We start from the raw sequence: 19,418 nt of genomic DNA on the forward strand, positions 1-19,418 counted from the left end.
ATATTCAGGAAAAAATTATGCTTGAGATCAAGAATTTGCATGCCCGCATCGTCGATGACGGCACCGAGATCATCCGCGGGCTGGATTTGACGGTGAAAGCCGGCGAAGTCGCGGCCATTATGGGCCCGAACGGCTCGGGCAAGTCGACGCTGTCCTATATCCTCGCCGGCCGCGAGGACTATGAGGTGACCGAGGGCGACATCCTCTATAACGGCCAGTCGATCCTGGAACTGGATCCGGCCGAGYGCGCCGCTGYCGGCATCTTCCTCGCCTTCCAGTATCCGATGGAGATACCGGGCGTCGCGACCATGGAATTCCTGAAGGTGGCGATGAACGAGCAGCGCAAGGCGCGCGGCGAGGAGCCGCTGAAGGTCCCTGAGTTCCTGAAGCGCGTGAAGGACGCTGCCGCATCGCTCAACATGGACATGAACATGCTGAAGCGGCCGCTCAATGTCGGCTTCTCCGGCGGCGAGAAGAAGCGCGCCGAGATCCTGCAGATGAAGCTCCTGGAACCGAAGCTCTGCGTGCTCGACGAGACCGATTCCGGCCTCGACATCGACGCGCTGAAGATCGTCGCCGACGGCGTCAACGCGCTGCGCTCGCCGGAGCGGGCCATCGTCGTCATCACCCACTACCAGCGCCTGCTGGAGCACATCGTGCCGGACAGCGTGCACGTGCTCTACAAGGGCCAGGTGATCAAGTCGGGCGACAGGTCGCTGGCGCTCGATCTCGAAACCAACGGCTATGCCGGCGTGATCGGTGAAGCCGCGTGAGATGGGCCAAGTGAGGCGAGAGCAATGAACATGCACGCACAGCCCCAGCGGACATTGGCCGAGACGGCGCTGATCGATGCCTTCGGCGAGCGGCTGTCGCTGCTGCCCGGCGACGGCGCGGTGATGACGAAGCGCGATGACGCGATCGAGGCCATCAAGCATGGCCTGCCGACGCGGCGCATCGAATCCTGGCACTATACGGACCTGCGCCGAATGCTGACGAAGGTGCCGGTCTTCGAGGCCGATGCGGTTGCCAAGGCGCTCGAGCCGGTTCTCGACGGTTCCGCCGTTTTGCCGGTGCTGAACGGCGTCTCGAGCGCCAGGCTGCCCGAAGTCGAAGGCGTTACGGTCGAGCGCCTGTCGGAGAAGCTTGCCGACGGCAGTGTTGCGCCCGGGCTCGATCGCTACGGCGCCGATGATGCGATCGGCGCGCTGAATACCGCGTTCGTGGCCGATGGCTATTTCGTCGACATTGCGGACGGCACCCGGCTGGAAAAGCCGATCGAATTGCAGAACCTGCATGCAGGCGGCCAGGCGCATGTGCGGCTACTGACGCGGGTCGGCGCCGGCGCCAAGGCGATCATCGTCGAGCGCCAGGCGGGCGAGGGCGGCGATGCTCTTGTCAGCTCGGTCAGCCAGCTCGTGCTGGGCGACGGCGCCGACGTGACATGGCTGATCGTGCAGGAGCAGGCGGAGACGGCCACGCATCTCGCCCAGTTCAAGGCCCATATCGGCAAGGATGCGAAGCTGACGCTGTTCGTCATGAATGCCGGCGGCAGGCTGGTTCGCCAGGAAGTTGTCGTCAGAACAACGGGCGAGGGCGCGGACTTCAAGCTGCGCGGCATCAACCTTCTGGCCGGCGACACGCACACCGACACTACCATGGTGCTTGACCATGCCGTGCCGCATACGACTTCGACGGAAGTGATGCGCAATGTGGTGACCGGCAAGGCGCGCGGCGTTTTCCAGGGGCGCATCAACGTCCATCAATATGCGCAGAAGACCAACGCCAAGATGGCGTGCAACACGCTGCTCCTGTCGGACGACGGCGAGTTCTCGACCAAGCCGGAGCTTGAGATCTTCGCCGACGACGTCGTGTGCGGCCATGGGGCGACCGTCACCGAGATCGACCACGACCATCTGTTCTACCTGATGGCACGAGGCATCGACGAGAAGACCGCGCGCGGGCTTCTGGTGAAGGCTTTCGTGGCGGAAGTGATCGAGGAACTGGACGACGAGGCGCTGGTCGACGCACTGGAGGCTCGCCTCGACGGCTGGTTTTTGACGCACGGATGAGGCCGGTGCCAGGCCAGGTCTCCTCATCCGTTTCGGCGCCTACTGGTGAGGAGGCTTGGAGGGATCGCGGCTTTGGCCGGCAAGGAATTCGAAATGGACCAGAAGATCGAAACCACCCCGTATGACGTCGAGGCGATCCGCCGCGACTTCCCGATCCTGTCGCGTCAGGTCCACGGCAAGCCGCTCGTCTACCTCGACAACGGCGCCTCGGCGCAGAAGCCGCAGGTGGTGCTCGACACGATCCAGCACGCCTATTCCCAGGAATATGCCAACGTCCATCGCGGCCTGCATTTCCTGTCGAATGCCGCCACCGACGCCTATGAGAAGGCGCGGGAGACGGTGCGCCGCTTCCTCAATGCGCCCGGCACCGACAATATCGTCTTCACCTCCAACACGACTTCGGCGATCAACACGGTCGCCTACGGCTACGGCATGCCGAGGATCGGCGAGGGCGATGAGATCGTGATCTCGATCATGGAGCACCACTCCAACATCGTGCCCTGGCATTTCATCCGCGAACGGCAGGGCGCGAAGCTGGTCTGGGTGCCGGTCGACGATCTTGGCGCCTTCCACATAGAGGAATTCGAGAAGCGGCTGACCGACCGCACCAAGCTCGTCGCCATCACCCAGATGTCCAATGCGCTGGGCACGGTGACGCCGATCAAGGAGATCGTGCGCATCGCGCATACGCGCGGCATTCCGGTGCTGGTCGACGGCAGCCAGAGCGCCGTGCATATGCCGATCGATGTGCAGGATCTCGACTGCGATTTCTTCGTGTTCACCGGCCACAAGGTCTACGGTCCGTCCGGCATCGGTGTGCTCTACGGCAAGAAGCACCTCTTGGAAGAGATGCGGCCCTTCATGGGCGGCGGCGAGATGATCGAGGAAGTGACGCAGGACATCGTCACCTACAACGAGCCGCCGCATCGTTTCGAGGCTGGCACACCGCCGATCGTRCAGGCGATCGGCCTGGGCGCCGCGCTGGACTACATGCAGAAGGTCGGCCGCGAGCGCATCGCCGCGCATGAGGCGGACCTCAAGAACTACGCGCATGAGCGGCTGCGGGCGATCAACTCGCTGCGCATCTTCGGCGATGCGCCGGGCAAGGGCGCCATCATCTCGTTCGAGTTGCAGGGCATCCATGCCCATGACGTATCGATGGTGATCGACCGGCAGGGCGTGGCGGTGCGCGCCGGCACGCATTGCGCCCAGCCGCTGTTGAAACGCTTCGGCGTGACCTCCACATGCAGGGCATCGTTCGGCATGTATAATACCAGGGCCGAAGTCGACGCTTTGGCCGACGCGCTGGAGAAGGCGCGGAAATTCTTCGGGTGACGACCATGGACGATGTGAGCACCACCGCAGAGACCGTACCGACCGCGAACGGCCTCGTCTCGGCCTCGGCGATCCCCGCCGACGAACTGGCGCGGCTGACCGACGACATCGTATCGGCGCTGAAGACCGTCTACGACCCGGAAATCCCGGCCGACATCTACGAGCTCGGCCTCGTCTACAGGATCGACATCGAGGACGACCGCTCGGTCAAGATCGACATGACACTGACCGCGCCGGGCTGCCCGGTGGCCGGCGAAATGCCGGGCTGGGTGGAGAACGCGGTCGGCGCTGTCGAAGGCGTTTCCGGCGTCGAGGTCAACATGGTGTTCGATCCGCCGTGGACGCCCGACCGCATGTCGGAAGAGGCACAGGTGGCGGTCGGGTGGTACTAACCGACGGCCCGACAAAGATTGGTTGGCTTGCAGCGCAGCTGAAACTTCACCATCTTTAAGGGCAGACTCATTCCGTGGGCCTTGAACCCGCGCGAACGTGGAGAATGATATGGGACGCTTCGCCGTCATCACGATGACCGACAAGGCAGCGGACCGCGTGCGCGAGATCGTCGCGGCGCGCGACAACGCGCATGGCATCCGCCTTGGCATCCGCAAGGGCGGTTGCGCCGGCATGGAATACACGGTCGAGCTGGTTACCGAGCCCAACCCCAAGGACGACCACATTGAGCGCGATGGCGCGCATGTCTACGTCGCGCCCGAAGCGGCGCTCTTCCTGCTCGGGACCGAGATGGATTTCGAGCAAACGACGCTGCGTACCGGCTTCACCTTCAAGAACCCGAACCAGAGCTCGGCCTGCGGCTGCGGCGAATCCGTCGAGCTGAAGCCCGCCGATCTCAAGGCGCTGGCCGAGGCGCGCGCGTCGGCCTAAGTTCTTCTTTCGCCCGATTACTGGAGAAGGTGGCCCAACGGGCCCCGGATGAGTGGCAGGGCGAGCGTATCCGAGTTCGCGTCGCACTTTCCAAAATTTGCGCCGCCCCTCATTTGCCTGCGGCATCTTCTCCTCGTAGAACCCTAATCCACCCACATTCCTGTCCGCTTGTGCCAGTCGGCGATCGATTCCTCGGGATAGACGTCGAATACCTTGTCGTTCTTGCCGATCACCGGCTCGACCCAGTTTGCCTTGTATTTCAGCATCAGATGCACCTTTTCCGGCGGCATCGGCAGATCGCTGTCGATCGCCGAAGAGAAGGGGTGGACGAGGTCCGGCCAGGTCGGATCATAGAGCCAGAGCGCGGCGCCGCATTTGCGGCAGAAATTGCGCTCGCCGGTCGAGACCTCGCAACGCGGATGCTCGTCGTCCTCGATCTCGGCGCGGTAGACGCCGAGGCTGCGCCTGCCTCTGACGTTCAGCGTCTCGTAGTCGGCGCCGAGGTTGATCRCATAACCGCCGCCACCCTGCTGCTTGCGGCAGATCGAGCAGTAGCAGAGCATGAACGGCACCGGCGTGTGGCTCTCAACCTCGAAGCGCACGGCGCCGCAGCGGCAGGAGCCTTTGAGCAGGACAGGCATGGCGGGAACTCCGTTTCCAAGTTCAACCTGTCAGCATGCTTTTGGTTGCGGCGATGACAAGGCCCCTGCCGGGTGAGATGATCGCGACATGGACAATGCGCGGCTTGAAGAATTGTTCGAGAGCTTGGGGCCGATCAGCATCCGCAAGCTGTTCGGCGGCAAGGGCATCTATTGCGACGGCGTCATCGTCGCGGTCGTCGTGCGCGGCGAGTTGATGCTGAAGGCGGACGAGGAGAGCATYCCCGAGTTCGAGGCCGCCGGCTGCAGCCAGTGGACCTATACCGGTTCGCGGCACGGCAAGACGGTGGCGATGCCCTACTGGAGCGTTCCCGACAGCGCCTTCGACGATCCCGACGAAATGGCAGTCTGGGCGCGTCGGGCTTATGAGGCCGGGCGAAGGGCGGGGAGGTAGGCGCTACAAAGCCTTCGCGATCTCCGCCGCCAGGCGGGCATTGTTCTCAACCAGCGCGATGTTGGTCTTGAGGCTGCGGCCGCCAGTGAGCTCCAGGATCTTCGAGAGCAGGAAGGGCGTTACCGCCTTGCCGGTGACATTCTGTGCTTCGGCTGCCTTTTGCGCCGCCTGGATATAGCCGTCCATTTCGGCTGCCGGGATTTCCTCGCTCTCCGGCACCGGATTGGCGACGAGGATGCCGCCGCCGAGGCCGAGCGCCTGCCGCGTCCGGTAGAAATGCGCAATGTCTTCCGGGGCGTGCAGCGTCAGCGGCGCGCGGAAGGGCGACTGCCTCGACCAGAAGGCCGGCATGGTTTCGCAGCCATGGCCGATGACCGGCACGCCGCGCGTTTCCAGCACCTCCAGCGTCTTTTCGATGTCTAGGATCGCCTTGGCGCCGGCCGAGACGACGATGACCGGCGTGCGCGCCAGCTCGTCGAGGTCGGCCGAGATGTCAAAGCTCTTTTCCGCACCCTTGTGGACGCCGCCGATGCCGCCGGTGGCGAAGACCTTTATGCCGGCCATATGCGCGGCGATCATGGTGGCGGCCACCGTGGTGCCGCCCGTGCGCCCTTGCGCGACGGCAAAGCCGATATCGGCACGCGACAGCTTCATGGCGTCGCCGGTCATGGCAAGCGATTCGCGCTCGCCGTCGGACAGGCCGACCTTGATGCGGCCGTTGACCACGGCGATCGTCGCAGGCACCGCACCGCGGTCAGCGATGATCTGCTCGACCTTGGCCGCCATCGCGCCGTTGTCGGGGTAGGGCATGCCATGGGTGATGATGGTGCTTTCCAGCGCCACCACCGGCCGCCCGGCGGCGAGCGCCTCCGCCACCGGCGGGTGGATGTCGATGAAGGGGCGTGCGGTTTCAGGCGTCATATTCGTTCTCCAGTCCGGAGAAAAACACTCCGGCAAGATGATTTGGTGGCGCTATGCCACCTCTCGCGCCTCCGGCACAAGGGCCAGCGCCTGCGCGAAGCTGCCGGCCGTGAAGGACGGCACCGCTTCGGCGCTCTCGATGGCGAGGATTGCCGCGGCCACGCCTTCGCGCAGCGCTGCCCGCAGCGGCAGGCCGCGGAGCAGCGCGGCGACCGTGGCTCCGGTCAGGGCGTCGCCCGCGCCGGTCACGTCGACGACCCGTCGCGGCGCGGGCGGGTCGATGGCAAAGACGCCGGATTGGTCGAAGCCAAGCACCGGAGCGCTGCCGGCTGTCACCACACCCGCCGCCAAGCCCAAATGCCTGAGCTCGTTGACAAGATCCTGGTCAGACATGTCCATGCCGGCAAGGGCCGCGGCTTCGCGGCGGTTCATGAACAGGGCCGAGAGGTTGCCGAGCAGCGGCGCGAGCCGCACGACCTTGGCCGGCGAGATGGCAATGGCGAAGACCGGCCAGTCGTTGGCCTGAGCCACTAGGCGTTCGAGCGCCGCTGTCGGCAGGTTCGCATCGCAGAGGATCGCGTCAGCTTCGGCTATCGCCTCGCGCACCTTGGCGCGGCGGATCTGCTTGGGGAAGGCGAGGTCGTAGAGGCCCATATCGGCGAAGCCGACGATCAACTCGCCCTCGCTGTCGATCAGCGCCGTGTAGCTTGGCGTCGTGCGGTCGAGGAACACCACCGAGAGGTCGGCGATGCCGGCCCCAGCGATCGCCGATGCGACCGTCTCCGCCGCCGCGTCGCCGCCGCGCACCGAAAGCAGCGAGGCCGACACACCGCGCTTCACCACGCTGCGCAGCGCGTTGAAGACGCCGCCGCCGACATCCTCGCGCATAATGCCGGGGTTGGAGGCGGCGGGCACATAGGCGCCCGTGACCTGGCCGCGCCGGTCGATATGGGCGCCGCCCACGGCCAGGATCTTTGGAGATGTCGGCATGCTGGGGAGGAGACCTTCGTTGATTGTTCGCGTGCGCACACTAGGTTCCTGCGCATCGCCCCGCAATCGGGGTCGCGATTCGGGTCGTCTGGATATGGAAATCTCGTTTGAGCCAGCGGGGCCGATATGCGCTAGCGCTAGCGAGACATAAGCAGAACAAATCCAGATATTGATTGTTTTTCAGCCATTTGATGCCCCTTGCCAAATGAGAACAAAGAAGGTACAAAACCCTAGGGATCACGGATTGTCCGGCCTTCATTGACGACCAAGGGGTGATGTATCATGGCTCAGAATACTTTGCGGCTTGTAGAGGATAAGGCAGTGGACAAATCAAAGGCTCTGGATGCGGCGCTGTCGCAAATCGAGCGCGCCTTCGGCAAGGGCTCGATCATGCGGCTCGGCACGAACGAGCAGGTGGTTGAGATCGAAACCGTGCCGACGGGATCGCTCGGCCTCGATATCGCGCTCGGCGTCGGTGGCCTGCCGCGCGGCCGCATCATCGAAATCTACGGGCCGGAAAGCTCGGGCAAGACGACGCTGGCGCTGCATACGGTTGCGGAAGCCCAGAAGAAGGGCGGCATCTGTGCTTTCGTCGATGCCGAGCACGCGCTCGATCCGGTCTATGCCCGCAAGCTCGGCGTCGACCTCGAAAACCTCTTGATCTCGCAGCCCGACACCGGCGAGCAGGCGCTTGAAATCTGCGACACGCTGGTGCGTTCCGGCGCTATCGACGTGCTGGTGGTCGACTCGGTGGCGGCGCTGACGCCGCGCGCCGAAATCGAGGGCGAGATGGGCGACGCGCTGCCCGGTCTCCAGGCCCGTCTGATGAGCCAGGCGCTGCGCAAGCTCACCGCCTCGATCTCGCGCTCCAACACCATGGTCATCTTCATCAACCAGATCCGCATGAAGATCGGCGTCATGTTCGGCTCGCCTGAGACAACCACCGGCGGCAACGCGCTGAAGTTCTATGCCTCGGTGCGCCTCGACATCCGCCGCATCGGCTCGGTCAAGGACCGCGACGAGGTCGTCGGCAATCAGACCCGCGTCAAGGTGGTGAAGAACAAGCTGGCTCCGCCCTTCAAGGTCGTCGAGTTCGACATCATGTATGGCGAGGGCGTGTCGAAGACCGGCGAGCTGATCGATCTCGGCGTCAAGRCCGGCGTGGTCGAGAAGTCGGGCGCCTGGTTCTCCTACAATTCGCAGCGTCTCGGCCAGGGCCGCGAGAACGCCAAGCTGTTCCTGCGCGACAATCCCGACACAGCGCGCGAGATCGAGATGGCGCTGCGGCAGAATGCCGGGCTGATCGCCGAGAAATTCCTCGAGAATGGCGGTTCCGAGGGCGGCGATGACGGTTACGAGGACGAAGCCGGCGCCATGTGAGACGCCAAGCAATTCCYGCAAAAGTGCGCAGCGCTTCTGTCCGGAGTTGCGTAAAGGGCAATTTGTTGGGCAGCCGGAGTTTGGCCACAATCCCGCTATATCGTCATATGCTTATGTAACCGAGTTCTTAGTATTTGCGTCCCGAACCGCCGGCCCTTAGCGCCGGCGGTTTGCGTTTGGGGATCGTTGTCAGCCGTCGCCGGATTGATGAGTTGGCCTAAAGCGCGTTGCGCTGGAACGGATCGGGGCGCCGTGCTTTACGTCAATGTTCAAGCATGTCGCTTTCCAAAACTGCCGCGCAGTGTTGGGCGGCATGCCTCGATCCGTGTTTCTGGACAGGGTCAAGAGCTGCGGCTAAAAGGCCAATCTATCTTCTGAAACACAAGAGCCCATTTGCCGCCGGCCGAGCCGGCGGTTCTCGCGAAAAAGGCAAGTATCCATGAGTGGCGTGAACGAGATCCGGTCGACATTCCTCGACTATTTCCGCAAGGAGGGTCACGAGATCGTTGCCTCCAGCCCGCTGGTGCCGCGCAACGATCCGACGCTGATGTTCACCAACGCCGGCATGGTACAGTTCAAGAACGTCTTCACCGGCCTGGAGAAGCGCTCCTATTCGCGCGCCGCGACGGCGCAGAAGAGCGTGCGCGCCGGCGGCAAGCACAACGACCTCGACAATGTCGGCTACACCGCGCGCCATCTCACCTTCTTCGAGATGCTCGGCAATTTCTCGTTCGGCGACTACTTCAAGGAGCGCGCGATCGAGCTTGCCTGGAACCTGATCACCAGGGATTTCGGCCTGCCGAAGGACAAGCTCCTGGTCACCGTCTATCACACCGATGACGAGGCGGCCGGCCACTGGAAGAAGATCGCCGGCTTCTCCGACGACCGCATCATCCGCATCCCGACCTCGGACAATTTCTGGGCGATGGGAGACACCGGACCCTGCGGGCCGTGCTCGGAAATCTTCATCGACCGCGGCGAGCATATCTGGGGCGGCCCTCCCGGCAGCCCGGAAGAGGACGGCGACCGGTTCCTGGAGTTCTGGAACCTGGTGTTCATGCAGTATGAGCAGGTGACGAAGGAAGAGCGTATTGACCTGCCGCGCCCGTCGATCGACACCGGCATGGGCCTGGAGCGCATGGCCTCCATCCTGCAGGGGGTGGAGAGCGTCTTCGAGACCGACCTGTTCAAGCACCTGATCGACGCCGCGTCCTCGGCGCTCGGGTACGGTCCCAGCGAAGAGAACGTCGCGTCCTACCGCGTCATCGCCGATCACCTGCGCTCATGCTCCTTCCTTGTGGCCGACGGCGTGCTGCCCTCCAACGAAGGCCGCGGCTATGTGCTTCGCCGCATCATGCGCCGCGCCATGCGCCATGCGCAGCTGCTCGGCGCCAAGGAGCCACTGATGTGGCAACTGGTGCCGGCGCTGGTGCGCGAGATGGGCCAGGCCTATCCCGAGCTCGGCCGCGGCGAGGCGCTGATCACCGAGACGCTGAAGCTCGAGGAAACACGATTCCGCAAGACGCTGGCGCGTGGCCTGGGCCTCCTGGCGGATGCGACGGAGAAGCTCGGCGCCGGCGACATGCTGGACGGCGAGACGGCCTTCAAGCTCTACGACACCTACGGCTTCCCGCTCGACCTGACGCAGGATGCACTGCGCCAGCGCAGCATCTCGGTCGACGTCGCCGGCTTCACCGATGCGATGGAGCGGCAGAAGGCGGAAGCGCGCGCGCATTGGGCGGGCTCCGGCGAAGCCGCGACCGAGACGGTCTGGTTCCCGGTCCGCGAGAAGGTGGGTGCGACCGATTTCCTCGGTTACGAGACGGAAGAAGCTGAAGGCCTGGTCCAAGCGGTGGTCAAGGACGGCAAGACCGTCGATAGCGCCGGCGAGGGCGATGCGGTTGCTGTCGTCGTCAACCAGACGCCGTTCTATGGCGAATCCGGCGGCCAGATGGGCGATACCGGCGTGATCTTGGGCGACGGCTTCTCGATCGAGGTTTCCGACACCCAGAAGAAGGCCGACGGCCTGTTCGTGCATTTTGGCAAGGTGGCGAGCGGCACGGTCAGGACGGGCGCTGCCGTCGAGTTGAAGGTCGACCATGYCCGCCGCTCGAAGCTGCGCGCCAACCATTCCGCGACGCATCTCATCCACGAGGCGCTGCGCGAGGTGCTGGGCACCCATGTCGCGCAGAAAGGCTCGCTGGTCGCGCCGGATCGCCTGCGCTTCGACATCTCGCACAATAAGCCGATCTCGCCGGACGAGCTCGAGGATGTCGAGCGCATGGCAAACGAGATCGTCGTGCAGAACAGCCCGGTGACGACGCGGTTGATGTCGGTCGACGATGYCATTGCCGAGGGCGCCATGGCGCTGTTCGGCGAGAAGTACGGCGACGAGGTGCGCGTTGTGTCGATGGGCACGGGCCTGCATGGCGCCAAGGCCAACCGTCCCTATTCGGTCGAGCTTTGCGGCGGCACGCATGTGAAGTCGACCGGCGATATCGGCCTGGTGCGCATCCTTTCGGACAGCGCGGTGGCCGCCGGCGTGCGCCGCATCGAGGCGCTGACCGGCGAAGCCGCGCGCAAGCATCTCGACGACCAGGACAGGCGCCTCAAGGCGGCCGCCGCGAGCTTGAAGATCTCACCGGCGGACGTGCCTGCGCGCGTCGAGATGCTGCTCGAAGAGCGCAAGAAGCTCGAGAAGGAGCTCTCCGAGGCGCGCAAGAAACTGGCGCTTGGCGCCGGCACGGCCGTGTCCGATGCTCCGCCCACCAACGAGACCGTCGCCGGCGTCGGCTTCCTCGGCAAGGCCGTCAGCGGCGTCGCGCCGAAGGATCTGAAGCCGCTGGCCGATGCCGGCAAGAAGACGCTCGGGTCCGGTGTCGTCGTCTTCGTCGGCGCCGGCGAGGACAACAAGGCAAGCGTGGTGGTCGCCGTCACGGAAGACCTGACCAGCCGCTTCAGCGCCATCGACCTGGTGCGCGTTGCCTCCGCCGCACTTGGCGGGCAGGGCGGCGGCGGGCGTCCCGACATGGCCCAAGCCGGCGGCCCCGACGCCTCCAAGGCCAATGACGCAATCGCGGCTGTGAGGGCGGCGCTCGAAGCAGCGTGACGGCCCGATGAAGGTCCTCGTTCTCGGCGGCTACGGACTGATTGGAGAAGCCGTCCTTGAACGATTGATCGAAGACGGCCACGACCTGGTCGGGCTCGGCCGCGACGTCGGCCAGGCGCGGCGGCGCAAGCCCCGCGTCCAGTGGATCGCTGCGGACATGTCGCGGCTGCTTGCAGCAGCAGACTGGGTTCCCTTGCTTGCCGGCGTCGAGGCGGTTGTGAACGCTGCCGGCGCCTTGCAGGATGGTCCCCGCGATCAGTTGGAAGCCGTCCACCGGGATTCGGTCGCCGCTCTCGTCACGGCTTGCGAGCAGGCCGGTGTCGGTCGGTTCGTGCGGGTTTCAGCCATTGGAGCAGACCTCGATTCCGACAGCGCCTTCTGCCGGACGAAGGCGGAAGGCGACCGCGCCGTTGTTTCGTCGTCCCTGGACTGGACGATCCTGCGGCCCGGTCTTGTCATCGCGCCCGCCGCCTATGGCGGAACGGCCTTGTTGCGCGCTCTTGCTGCAATCCCGGGGATAGTGCCCGCGGTGCTGGCGGATCGGCCTATCCAGACCGTTTCGGTGGCGGATGTCGCCGAGGCGGTATCACGCGCGGTTGCCGGGCGCCTGGCGAGCGGTCAGATCATCGAACTGGTCGAGGAGCGGGCCAGACCTCTCGCGGCAGTCCTGCTTGAATTTCGTGCCTGGCTTGGCTTGCCCAAGGCGCCGGCCGTGGCAATGCCAGCGATTGTTGCCCGGCTCGCCGGCGCCGTGGCCGATGGGCTTGGCTTTCTCGGGTGGCGATCTCCCTTGCGCAGCGCGGCACTTGCCGCCATTGAGAAGGGCATCACCGGCAATGCCAGCGTCTGGACCGAGATTGACGGCCGTCCGCCACAGCCGCTCGAAACAACATTGGCCGCCATGCCGGCGCATGTTCAGGAGCGATGGTTCGCGCAGCTTTGGCTGCTGAAACCGGTCGTGTTCGCGGTCCTGTCGATGTTCTGGCTCGTTTCCGGAATTGTCGGGTTCGCCCGGCACGACGCGGCCGCGGCCATTCTCGTATCCCATGGCCTGTCGCAAAGTTCCGCGCAGGCGATGGTTCTTGCCGGAAGCGCGGCGGACATCGTTGTCGGAGCCGCAGTTCTGCTGCGAGCCCTCGCACGGACTGCGCTGATGGCGATGATTGCCATCACCTTATTCTACCTTGCGGCTGCGACCGTGCTTGCTCCCGGTCTGTGGCTTGATCCCCTCGGGGCGATAGTCAAGGCCGTACCCACGCTTTGTCTCGCTCTGGTAGCGCTTGCGATCCTGGACGATCGATGAGCGTCTGGGCCGACATATTGCGCTGGCTCCACGTGATCGGCGCCGCAGTGCTGTTCGGCACCGGTGCCGGTATAGCGTTCTTCATGCTCATGGCCCAGCGGACAGGCAAGCCCGAGATCGTCGCTCATGTCGCAGGCACTGTCGTTGTTGCCGACGCCATCTTCACGGCAACAGCCGTCATATTTCAGCCGATCACCGGGGCGCTGCTGGCGCGCGAGGTCGGCTGGCCTCTCAGCCAAGGCTGGATCGTGCTTTCGCTACTGCTTTATGCGGTTGCCGGCGCCTTCTGGCTGCCGGTCGTCTGGATCCAGATGCGCATGCGCGATCTGGCGCGCGAAGCTGCCCGTGACAAAGTGCCGTTGCCGTACGAGGAAAAGCGCCTCTTTCGCATCTGGTTTGCCTGCGGTTTTCCAGCCTTTGGCGCAGTCCTGGCGATCCTCTGGCTGATGGTGACCCGACCGGAGATCGGCCTTTGGCCATAGAATCCGGCCTGAACTGTCGCAGGTTGGTATGCGATCGATTCAGCCAGTTTTCTCCGTCCTGGCAAAGCTCGCGCGATCGGCAATGCGCGCATGCCACTCCTGGATGTCCGCAAAGCGCGCCAGCAAATCGCAGCCTTCGGCTACCTTGACGAAATAGGCGATGATCGGCGCGGCATGCAGGTCGGCCAGCGTGATCTGGTCGCCGAGCAGCCAAGGTCCCTTCGCCTTCAGCGACGTCAGCACCTCGAGCACCGTTTCAGCCTGGCGCAGGCCGTCGGCGATCAGGCTCTCGTCGGCCGGCGTCTTTTCCAGCCGCTCGACCGCGACGTCCCAGACCATGGCGCSGTAGCCATAGGCATCGAACATGCCGATAACCTGATTCATCCTCGCGCGGCCGCGCGGATCGGCAGGCTGCAGGGCCGGACCGGGGAAAGCCTCGTCGACATAGCGTGCGATGGCAGCAGTCTCGAAGAGGCGGAAGCCGTCATGCTCGAAGGCGGGGATGCGGCCGAACGGATGATGCTCCAGATACCAGGCCGGAATGCCGTCGGCCGCGAAGATATCGAGAGGCACTAGCTCGTAGTCGACGCCCTTTTCCTCCAGCGTCATCCGCGCGATGCGCACATAGACGCTGTAATCGGCGCCGTAGAGGATCGGCTTGGTCATGCGGCCCGGCCCTCCGCTATGGCTCCGGGCGTTCGTCGCATGAAAAGCCCATTTGGGGGCTTTTCACGTGCTTCGCGCACCGCTCCTTACCCCATCGCCTTCTGCAAATTCTCGTCGATCTTGTCGAGGAAGCCAGTGGTCGAGAGCCAGTGCTGGTCGGGACCGATCAGCAGCGACAGGTCCTTGGTCATGAAGCCGGCCTCGACGGTCTGGATGCAGACTTTTTCCAGCGTCTCGGCGAAGCGCTTCAGCTCGGCATTGTCGTCAAGCTTGGCGCGATGGGCGAGACCGCGCGTCCAGGCGAAGATCGAGGCGATCGAGTTTGTCGAGGTTTCCTCGCCCCTCTGGTGCTGGCGATAATGGCGGGTAACGGTGCCGTGCGCGGCCTCTGCTTCCACCGTCTTGCCGTCCGGCGTCATCAGCACCGAGGTCATCAGGCCGAGCGAGCCGAAGCCCTGTGCCACAGTGTCGGACTGCACGTCGCCGTCATAATTCTTGCAGGCCCAGACATAGCCGCCCGACCATTTCAGGCTGGAAGCCACCATGTCGTCGATCAGGCGGTGCTCGTACCAGAGCTTGCGCGCCTTGAATTCGGCCTCGAATTCCTTCTCGTAGACTTCCTGGAAGATGTCCTTGAAGCGGCCGTCATAGGCCTTGAGGATGGTGTTCTTGGTCGACAGATAGACCGGGAAGTTGCGCAGCAGGCCGTAGTTCAGCGAAGCGCGGGCGAATTCGCRGATCGACTCGTCGAGATTGTACATAGCCATGGCTACACCGGCGCCCGGTGCGTCGAACACGTCATGCTCGATCACCTGGCCGTCCTCGCCGACGAACTTGATTGAAAGCTTACCCTTGCCGGGGAAGCGGAAGTCGGTGGCGCGGTACTGGTCGCCGAAGGCATGACGGCCGACGACGATCGGCTTGGTCCAGCCCGGCACCAGGCGCGGCACATTCTTCATGATGATCGGCTCGCGGAAGATGGTGCCGCCGAGAATGTTGCGGATGGTGCCGTTGGGCGACTTCCACATCTTCTTGAGCTTGAATTCCTCGACGCGCGCCTCGTCGGGCGTGATCGTCGCGCATTTCACGCCGACGCCGTACTTCTTGATGGCGTTGGCCGAGTCGACGGTCACCTGGTCGTTGGTGGCGTCGCGGTTCTCGATGCCGAGGTCGAAATAGTCCAGCTTGATGTCGAGATAAGGGTGGATCAGCTTGTCCTTGATGAACTGCCAGATGATGCGGGTCATCTCGTCGCCGTCGAGCTCGACGATCGGGTTCGCCACCTTGATCTTCGCCATGGAAAGAATGCCTCGTTGCTGGGGGATCTGAACGGCCTTGCCCGCATTGGTTTCGGCCGGAGTTGCGCAGCGTATATCAAAGCCTTTTTGAGCGCGCAAACCGCGACAAGCCGACCACAGACCGGTGCCGCTGTTGTGAATGCTTCATTTTCCGGGCCGGATGTGGCAGGGGACGCCGAAACGCCGCAAACCCTGATTATCGAGAGCCATGCCAACCGCAAAAGACCCAGCCAAGAACGCCGGACCGGCGATTATCCTCGTCGAGCCTCAGCTCGGCGAGAATATCGGCATGGTCGCACGCGCCATGGCGAATTTCGGCCTTTCGGAACTGCGTCTGGTAAATCCGCGCGACGGCTGGCCGAGCGAGAAGGCGCGCGCGGCAGCCAGCCGCGCCGACCATGTCATCGATGCCACGAAAGTGTTCGACGACCTTGCCTCGGCGGTCGCCGACCTCAACTTCGTCTTCGCCACCACGGCGCGCGAGCGCGACGGCTTCAAGCCGGTGCGCGGTCCGGTGGAAGCGGGCAGGGCGCTCCGGGCCCGCGAGCAGGCCGGGCTGCGCACCGGTATCCTCTTCGGCCGCGAGCGCTTCGGTCTTTACAATGAAGAGGTCGGCCTCGCCGACGAGATCGTCACCTTTCCCGTCGATCCCGGCTTCTCCTCGCTCAATATCGCGCAAGCCGTGCTGTTGATGTCCTATGAGTGGATGAAGTCCGGCCTCGCCGACGAGACCGCGACCAACTTCTCCGGACCGGAGCTCGTTCCGGCAACCAAGGAACAGCTGCACAGCCTGTTCACTTATCTCGAGGGCGCGCTGGAAGCGCGCGGCTATTTCCGCCCGGAAGAGAAGAAACCCAAGATGGTCGACAATCTGCGCGCCGTGCTGACGCGGGCAGGCTTCGCGGAGCCGGAACTCAAGGTGCTGCGCGGCATCATCTCCTCGCTCGACCGGTTCTCGCCGGCAATGCCGCGGGGTGACGGTTCGCCGGGGGACGATCCGCGGCGGCTGCCCGCCGCCGCCACGCGCACGAAAGGCAAGGAAGCTTAAGGCGCATCGCACTGTATCCAGACGACGCGCTTTAAGTCTTTGTTTTGATGCATGTCGTTTCCCCAAACCGCTGTCCTTATTTTGGGTGACATGCATCACGATCGGCGAAGAAGAGCGCGAGCGATCACGAGTTCTGCGCAAAAGTTGCTGGCGTTAGYCACTTCAACACCATGATCGTTCAGGATAGAAGCGCCGTTGGCCAAATCACGGGCCAAGGTCTTTTTGGTCCGCTGACAATGAATGATCGCTCAAGTCACAGCCCGATCCTGATGTTCGATTCCGGCATCGGCGGGCTGACGGTGCTGCGCGAAGCGCGTGTGCTGATGCCGGACCGGCGCTTCGTCTACGTCGCCGACGACGCGGCATTCCCCTATGGTGCCTGGGAGGAACCGGCGCTCAAGGAGCACATCCTTTCGCTGTTCGGCAAACTGCTCGACCGTTTGCAGCCGGCGATCTCCGTCATCGCCTGCAACACCGCCTCGACCCTGGTGATCGATGCGCTGCGCGAAAAGTTCCCCGGCCATCCCTTTGTCGGCACCGTGCCGGCGATCAAGCCGGCGGCCGAGCGCACCCGTTCCGGCCTGGTGTCGGTGCTGGCGACACCCGGCACGGTGAAGCGCCAGTACACGCGCGACCTGATCGGCAAATGGGCGCAGAAATGCCATGTCCGCCTGGTCGGCAGCGACCGGCTCGCCGGACTGGCCGAAATCTATATGCGCGAGGGTTTTGTCGACGAGGAGGCCGTGCGGGCGGAGATCGCGCCCTGCTTCATCGAGCGCGACGGCATGCGCACCGACATCGTCGTGCTCGCCTGCACGCATTACCCGTTCCTGGTCAACCGCATGCGCAAGACGGCGCCCTGGCCGGTCGATTGGATCGATCCGGCGGAAGCGATCGCGCGGCGCGCGATGTCTTTGCTCGAACCCGTCGGGGAGCAGTCCAGTGAGAGCGAGCCCGATATCGCTCTCTTCACCTCCGGCAAGGTGGATTTCGCGACGAGACGGCTCATCCAGGGCTTTGGATTGACYGCACGCTAAAGAGCCTCTCGCTGGAAGGGATTCAGCCGACGGTGTGATGTTTTTGTATTTGCGCACGCCGTTGTCCCAAAACCGCTGCGCATTTTTGGGCGACATTCGCTGGCGCTGGAACTGCGGCCGCGGCGCAGCGTTCTCTTCACAGCGAAGGAGGACTCGACCATGCCCGCTACATCGCAAGCCCAGCAAAAGGCCGCTGGTGCCGCGCTCGCGGCCAAGYGCGGCGAGATCAAGAAGAGCGAGCTGAAAGGCGCCTCGCGCGAAATGTATGAATCGATGAGCGAGGAACAGCTCGAGGAATTCGCCGAAACCAAGCGCAAGGGCCTGCCCGGCAAGAAATCGTGATCGTCTATCGCCGGCCGCTCTGCCGGTGGCGAGTGTATGTCGTTCTAGGCCCGATGGGGTCGCTCGTTGCGTCTCCACTACGCCCCTCACGATATTGGGACCGGATGGAAAAAGCCCGCGGGGCGAACCGCGGGCTTTTCCGGATTGGCGAAAGCCGGGAAATTACCAGCGCCACCAGCAGCGCCGCACCTTGTAGCGGACGACATGAGGGTGGCCGTGCCGCCATACGACCCTTTTCTTCACCACGACGCGGCACACCTGCTTGTGGCCGTGCCAGTGCCTGGCCATCGCTGGCTCCGGCGTCATGAMCGCCATCGAACCCGCCAACACCGCGGCTCCGGTCAAGGTAAGGAAGAATTTCTTCATGGGAATTCGGACTCCTCTGCTCCAGTCCCTTCATCAAGTGTCAGGGCGAGCTTGCGTCCAAAATGATTGCACCCGCCCTCAAGCCGTCGGTGGTGTCCGCCGGCACCGCATGCAACGCTGAATTGTTATTGCTTTGCCGGTCGAGCCGCCAGTCACAAGCTTGACAGCGGTTAAATCTCTGTTTAACAGGCCCATCAACACCGGGTGGCGACGCCCGGTGGTTTCTTTACATGGGCAAGACCTCACCGGAAGTGAGCCTGTCGGCGGTCTTGTTCGAACCGACGTGTCCCGTGGGTTTTCCGTCGCGTTGCGTGGAAAACCCTGTCAGGTCTCGAAAACGGAGGCCAGAGGAGGGCGCGTTTCCTTCGCCCGGAACCATGGGGTTCCGGGTATATTGTTTTGAAAGGGAATGCGATGAGCAAGCGCGAATCCGCAAAATACAAGATCGACCGCCGTCTGGGCGAAAACATCTGGGGCCGCCCGAAGTCCCCGGTCAACAAGCGTGAATACGGCCCCGGCCAGCATGGCCAGCGCCGCAAGGGCAAGCTTTCCGACTTCGGTCTGCAGCTGCGCGCCAAGCAGAAGCTGAAGGGCTATTATGGCGACGTTTCGGAAAAGCAGTTCCGCAAGGTCTACGAAGAGGCCAACCGCCGCAAGGGCGACACCTCCGAGAACCTGATCGGCCTGCTCGAGTCGCGTCTCGACGCGATCGTCTATCGCGCCAAGTTCGTGCCGACCATCTTCGCGGCCCGCCAGTTCGTCAACCACGGCCACGTCAACGTCAACGGCAAGCGCGTCAACATCGGCTCGTACCGCTGCAAGCCGGGCGACGTCATCGAGGTGCGCGAGAAGTCGAAGCAGCTCGTCATCGTGCTGGAGTCGGTTGGTTTGGCCGAGCGCGACGTGCCGGACTACATCGAGGCCGACCACAACAAGATGACCGCGACCTACAGCCGCGTTCCCGGCCTGTCGGACGTGCCGTTCGCCGTCCAGATGGAACCGAACCTGGTCGTCGAATTCTATTCGCGCTGATCGAAGCCAATCAGCGACATCATCCCAGGCCGCCTCTCGAGGCGGCCTTTTCTTTGTCGGTCATGTCCGCTAATCGGAACGGCAACGAAGACCGTGGGGCATATG

20 protein-coding genes are annotated in these 19,418 nt (G+C 63.9%); 14 read left to right on the forward strand and 6 right to left on the reverse strand.

Features of this window, described 5'->3' with window-relative positions:
- Positions 1–17: 17 nt before the first annotated feature.
- The 5 genes from sufC to sufA all read left to right on the forward strand — a co-directional run bounded on the left by sufC (position 18) and on the right by sufA (position 4,286).
- Complete coding sequence (gene sufC, locus ORS3428_RS12635; RefSeq protein WP_071098094.1) at positions 18–773, forward strand: Fe-S cluster assembly ATPase SufC; 756 nt, start codon at positions 18–20, stop codon at positions 771–773.
- A 24-nt stretch (positions 774–797) separates the two neighbouring features.
- On the forward strand, positions 798–2,069 hold the full coding sequence (gene sufD / locus ORS3428_RS12640; RefSeq protein ID WP_071098096.1) for a Fe-S cluster assembly protein SufD: 1,272 nt from the start codon (positions 798–800) through the stop codon (positions 2,067–2,069).
- Between the two features lie 93 nt (positions 2,070–2,162).
- Positions 2,163–3,404 (forward strand): cysteine desulfurase, encoded by a 1,242-nt coding sequence (locus ORS3428_RS12645; RefSeq protein WP_071098276.1) that lies wholly within the window; start codon positions 2,163–2,165, stop codon positions 3,402–3,404.
- 5 nt (positions 3,405–3,409) lie between these two features.
- Entirely contained in the window at positions 3,410–3,796 is a 387-nt protein-coding gene (locus ORS3428_RS12650; RefSeq protein ID WP_071098098.1) for an SUF system Fe-S cluster assembly protein, read from the forward strand.
- Positions 3,797–3,905: 109 nt separating this feature from the next.
- Positions 3,906–4,286 carry a Fe-S cluster assembly scaffold SufA gene (gene sufA / locus ORS3428_RS12655; protein WP_071098100.1) on the forward strand — a complete coding sequence of 127 codons (381 nt, stop codon included), beginning with the start codon at positions 3,906–3,908 and terminating at the stop codon, positions 4,284–4,286.
- Positions 4,287–4,429: 143 nt separating this feature from the next.
- On the opposite strand, the gene ORS3428_RS12660 is transcribed toward sufA, so the two are convergent.
- Entirely contained in the window at positions 4,430–4,927 is a 498-nt protein-coding gene (locus ORS3428_RS12660) for a GFA family protein (RefSeq protein ID WP_071098102.1), read from the reverse strand.
- An 88-nt stretch (positions 4,928–5,015) separates the two neighbouring features.
- On the opposite strand from ORS3428_RS12660, the gene ORS3428_RS12665 reads away from it, so the two are divergent.
- Positions 5,016–5,339 carry a TfoX/Sxy family protein gene (locus ORS3428_RS12665; protein WP_071098104.1) on the forward strand — a complete coding sequence of 108 codons (324 nt, stop codon included), beginning with the start codon at positions 5,016–5,018 and terminating at the stop codon, positions 5,337–5,339.
- 3 nt (positions 5,340–5,342) lie between these two features.
- Here ORS3428_RS12665 and ORS3428_RS12670 read toward each other — a convergent pair whose 3' ends face one another.
- Together ORS3428_RS12670 and ORS3428_RS12675 are read right to left on the reverse strand one after the other, a co-directional pair.
- The gene (locus tag ORS3428_RS12670; RefSeq protein WP_071098106.1) at positions 5,343–6,260 is read right to left on the reverse strand and encodes a pseudouridine-5'-phosphate glycosidase; all 918 of its coding nucleotides are present in this window, start codon (positions 6,258–6,260) and stop codon (positions 5,343–5,345) included.
- Positions 6,261–6,311: 51 nt separating this feature from the next.
- Positions 6,312–7,250, reverse strand: coding sequence for a carbohydrate kinase family protein (locus tag ORS3428_RS12675; RefSeq protein WP_071098278.1), 939 nt, complete (start codon positions 7,248–7,250; stop codon positions 6,312–6,314).
- A 282-nt stretch (positions 7,251–7,532) separates the two neighbouring features.
- Between ORS3428_RS12675 and recA the strand changes: the two genes are divergently transcribed.
- The 4 genes from recA to ORS3428_RS12695 all read left to right on the forward strand — a co-directional run bounded on the left by recA (position 7,533) and on the right by ORS3428_RS12695 (position 13,524).
- Complete coding sequence (recA, locus tag ORS3428_RS12680; RefSeq protein ID WP_071098108.1) at positions 7,533–8,630, forward strand: recombinase RecA; 1,098 nt, start codon at positions 7,533–7,535, stop codon at positions 8,628–8,630.
- A 439-nt stretch (positions 8,631–9,069) separates the two neighbouring features.
- Positions 9,070–11,739: an alanine--tRNA ligase gene (alaS, locus tag ORS3428_RS12685; RefSeq protein ID WP_071098111.1), complete on the forward strand. Its 2,670-nt coding sequence runs from the start codon at positions 9,070–9,072 to the stop codon at positions 11,737–11,739.
- A gap of 7 nt (positions 11,740–11,746) precedes the next feature.
- Positions 11,747–13,042: an SDR family oxidoreductase gene (locus tag ORS3428_RS12690; RefSeq protein ID WP_071098113.1), complete on the forward strand. Its 1,296-nt coding sequence runs from the start codon at positions 11,747–11,749 to the stop codon at positions 13,040–13,042.
- Entirely contained in the window at positions 13,039–13,524 is a 486-nt protein-coding gene (locus tag ORS3428_RS12695) for a DUF2269 family protein (RefSeq protein ID WP_071098115.1), read from the forward strand. The genes ORS3428_RS12690 and ORS3428_RS12695 overlap by 4 nt, the downstream gene beginning before the upstream one ends.
- Positions 13,525–13,563: 39 nt before the next feature.
- On the opposite strand, the gene ORS3428_RS12700 is transcribed toward ORS3428_RS12695, so the two are convergent.
- Complete coding sequence (locus tag ORS3428_RS12700; protein WP_071098117.1) at positions 13,564–14,190, reverse strand: glutathione S-transferase family protein; 627 nt, start codon at positions 14,188–14,190, stop codon at positions 13,564–13,566.
- A gap of 86 nt (positions 14,191–14,276) precedes the next feature.
- Positions 14,277–15,488: an NADP-dependent isocitrate dehydrogenase gene (locus ORS3428_RS12705; protein WP_071098119.1), complete on the reverse strand. Its 1,212-nt coding sequence runs from the start codon at positions 15,486–15,488 to the stop codon at positions 14,277–14,279.
- 208 nt (positions 15,489–15,696) lie between these two features.
- On the opposite strand from ORS3428_RS12705, the gene ORS3428_RS12710 reads away from it, so the two are divergent.
- From ORS3428_RS12710 to ORS3428_RS12720, 3 genes are all read left to right on the forward strand, one after another.
- Entirely contained in the window at positions 15,697–16,536 is an 840-nt protein-coding gene (locus tag ORS3428_RS12710) for an RNA methyltransferase (RefSeq protein WP_071098122.1), read from the forward strand.
- A 236-nt stretch (positions 16,537–16,772) separates the two neighbouring features.
- A complete protein-coding gene (murI, locus tag ORS3428_RS12715) occupies positions 16,773–17,573 on the forward strand; it encodes a glutamate racemase (protein ID WP_071098124.1) in 801 nt (266 codons plus the stop codon).
- A 159-nt stretch (positions 17,574–17,732) separates the two neighbouring features.
- Entirely contained in the window at positions 17,733–17,915 is a 183-nt protein-coding gene (locus ORS3428_RS12720) for a DUF3008 family protein (RefSeq protein ID WP_071098127.1), read from the forward strand.
- 162 nt (positions 17,916–18,077) lie between these two features.
- Here ORS3428_RS12720 and ORS3428_RS12725 read toward each other — a convergent pair whose 3' ends face one another.
- Positions 18,078–18,281, reverse strand: a complete 204-nt coding sequence (locus tag ORS3428_RS12725; RefSeq protein WP_071098130.1) for a hypothetical protein — start codon at positions 18,279–18,281, stop codon at positions 18,078–18,080.
- 414 nt (positions 18,282–18,695) lie between these two features.
- Between ORS3428_RS12725 and rpsD the strand changes: the two genes are divergently transcribed.
- Positions 18,696–19,313: a 30S ribosomal protein S4 gene (gene rpsD, locus ORS3428_RS12730; RefSeq protein ID WP_071098135.1), complete on the forward strand. Its 618-nt coding sequence runs from the start codon at positions 18,696–18,698 to the stop codon at positions 19,311–19,313.
- Positions 19,314–19,418 lie beyond the last annotated feature (105 nt).

The organism is Mesorhizobium sp. ORS 3428 (genome assembly GCF_001854785.1).
In the GTDB taxonomy this organism is placed as follows: Bacteria; Pseudomonadota; Alphaproteobacteria; order Rhizobiales; family Rhizobiaceae; genus Mesorhizobium.

Excerpts from the sequence above, each read along its gene's own strand:
- ORS3428_RS12710 (WP_071098122.1), top strand. The coding sequence starts at position 15,697 with ATGCCAACCGCAAAAGACCCAGCCAAGAACGCCGGACCGGCGATTATC.
- ORS3428_RS12650 (WP_071098098.1), top strand. The coding sequence starts at position 3,410 with ATGGACGATGTGAGCACCACCGCAGAGACCGTACCGACCGCGAACGGC.
- ORS3428_RS12690 (WP_071098113.1), top strand. The coding sequence starts at position 11,747 with ATGAAGGTCCTCGTTCTCGGCGGCTACGGACTGATTGGAGAAGCCGTC.
- sufA (WP_071098100.1), top strand. The coding sequence starts at position 3,906 with ATGGGACGCTTCGCCGTCATCACGATGACCGACAAGGCAGCGGACCGC.
- ORS3428_RS12675 (WP_071098278.1), bottom strand. The coding sequence starts at position 7,250 with ATGCCGACATCTCCAAAGATCCTGGCCGTGGGCGGCGCCCATATCGAC.
- rpsD (WP_071098135.1), top strand. The coding sequence starts at position 18,696 with ATGAGCAAGCGCGAATCCGCAAAATACAAGATCGACCGCCGTCTGGGC.
- sufD (WP_071098096.1), top strand. The coding sequence starts at position 798 with ATGAACATGCACGCACAGCCCCAGCGGACATTGGCCGAGACGGCGCTG.
- ORS3428_RS12695 (WP_071098115.1), top strand. The coding sequence starts at position 13,039 with ATGAGCGTCTGGGCCGACATATTGCGCTGGCTCCACGTGATCGGCGCC.
- ORS3428_RS12670 (WP_071098106.1), bottom strand. The coding sequence starts at position 6,260 with ATGACGCCTGAAACCGCACGCCCCTTCATCGACATCCACCCGCCGGTG.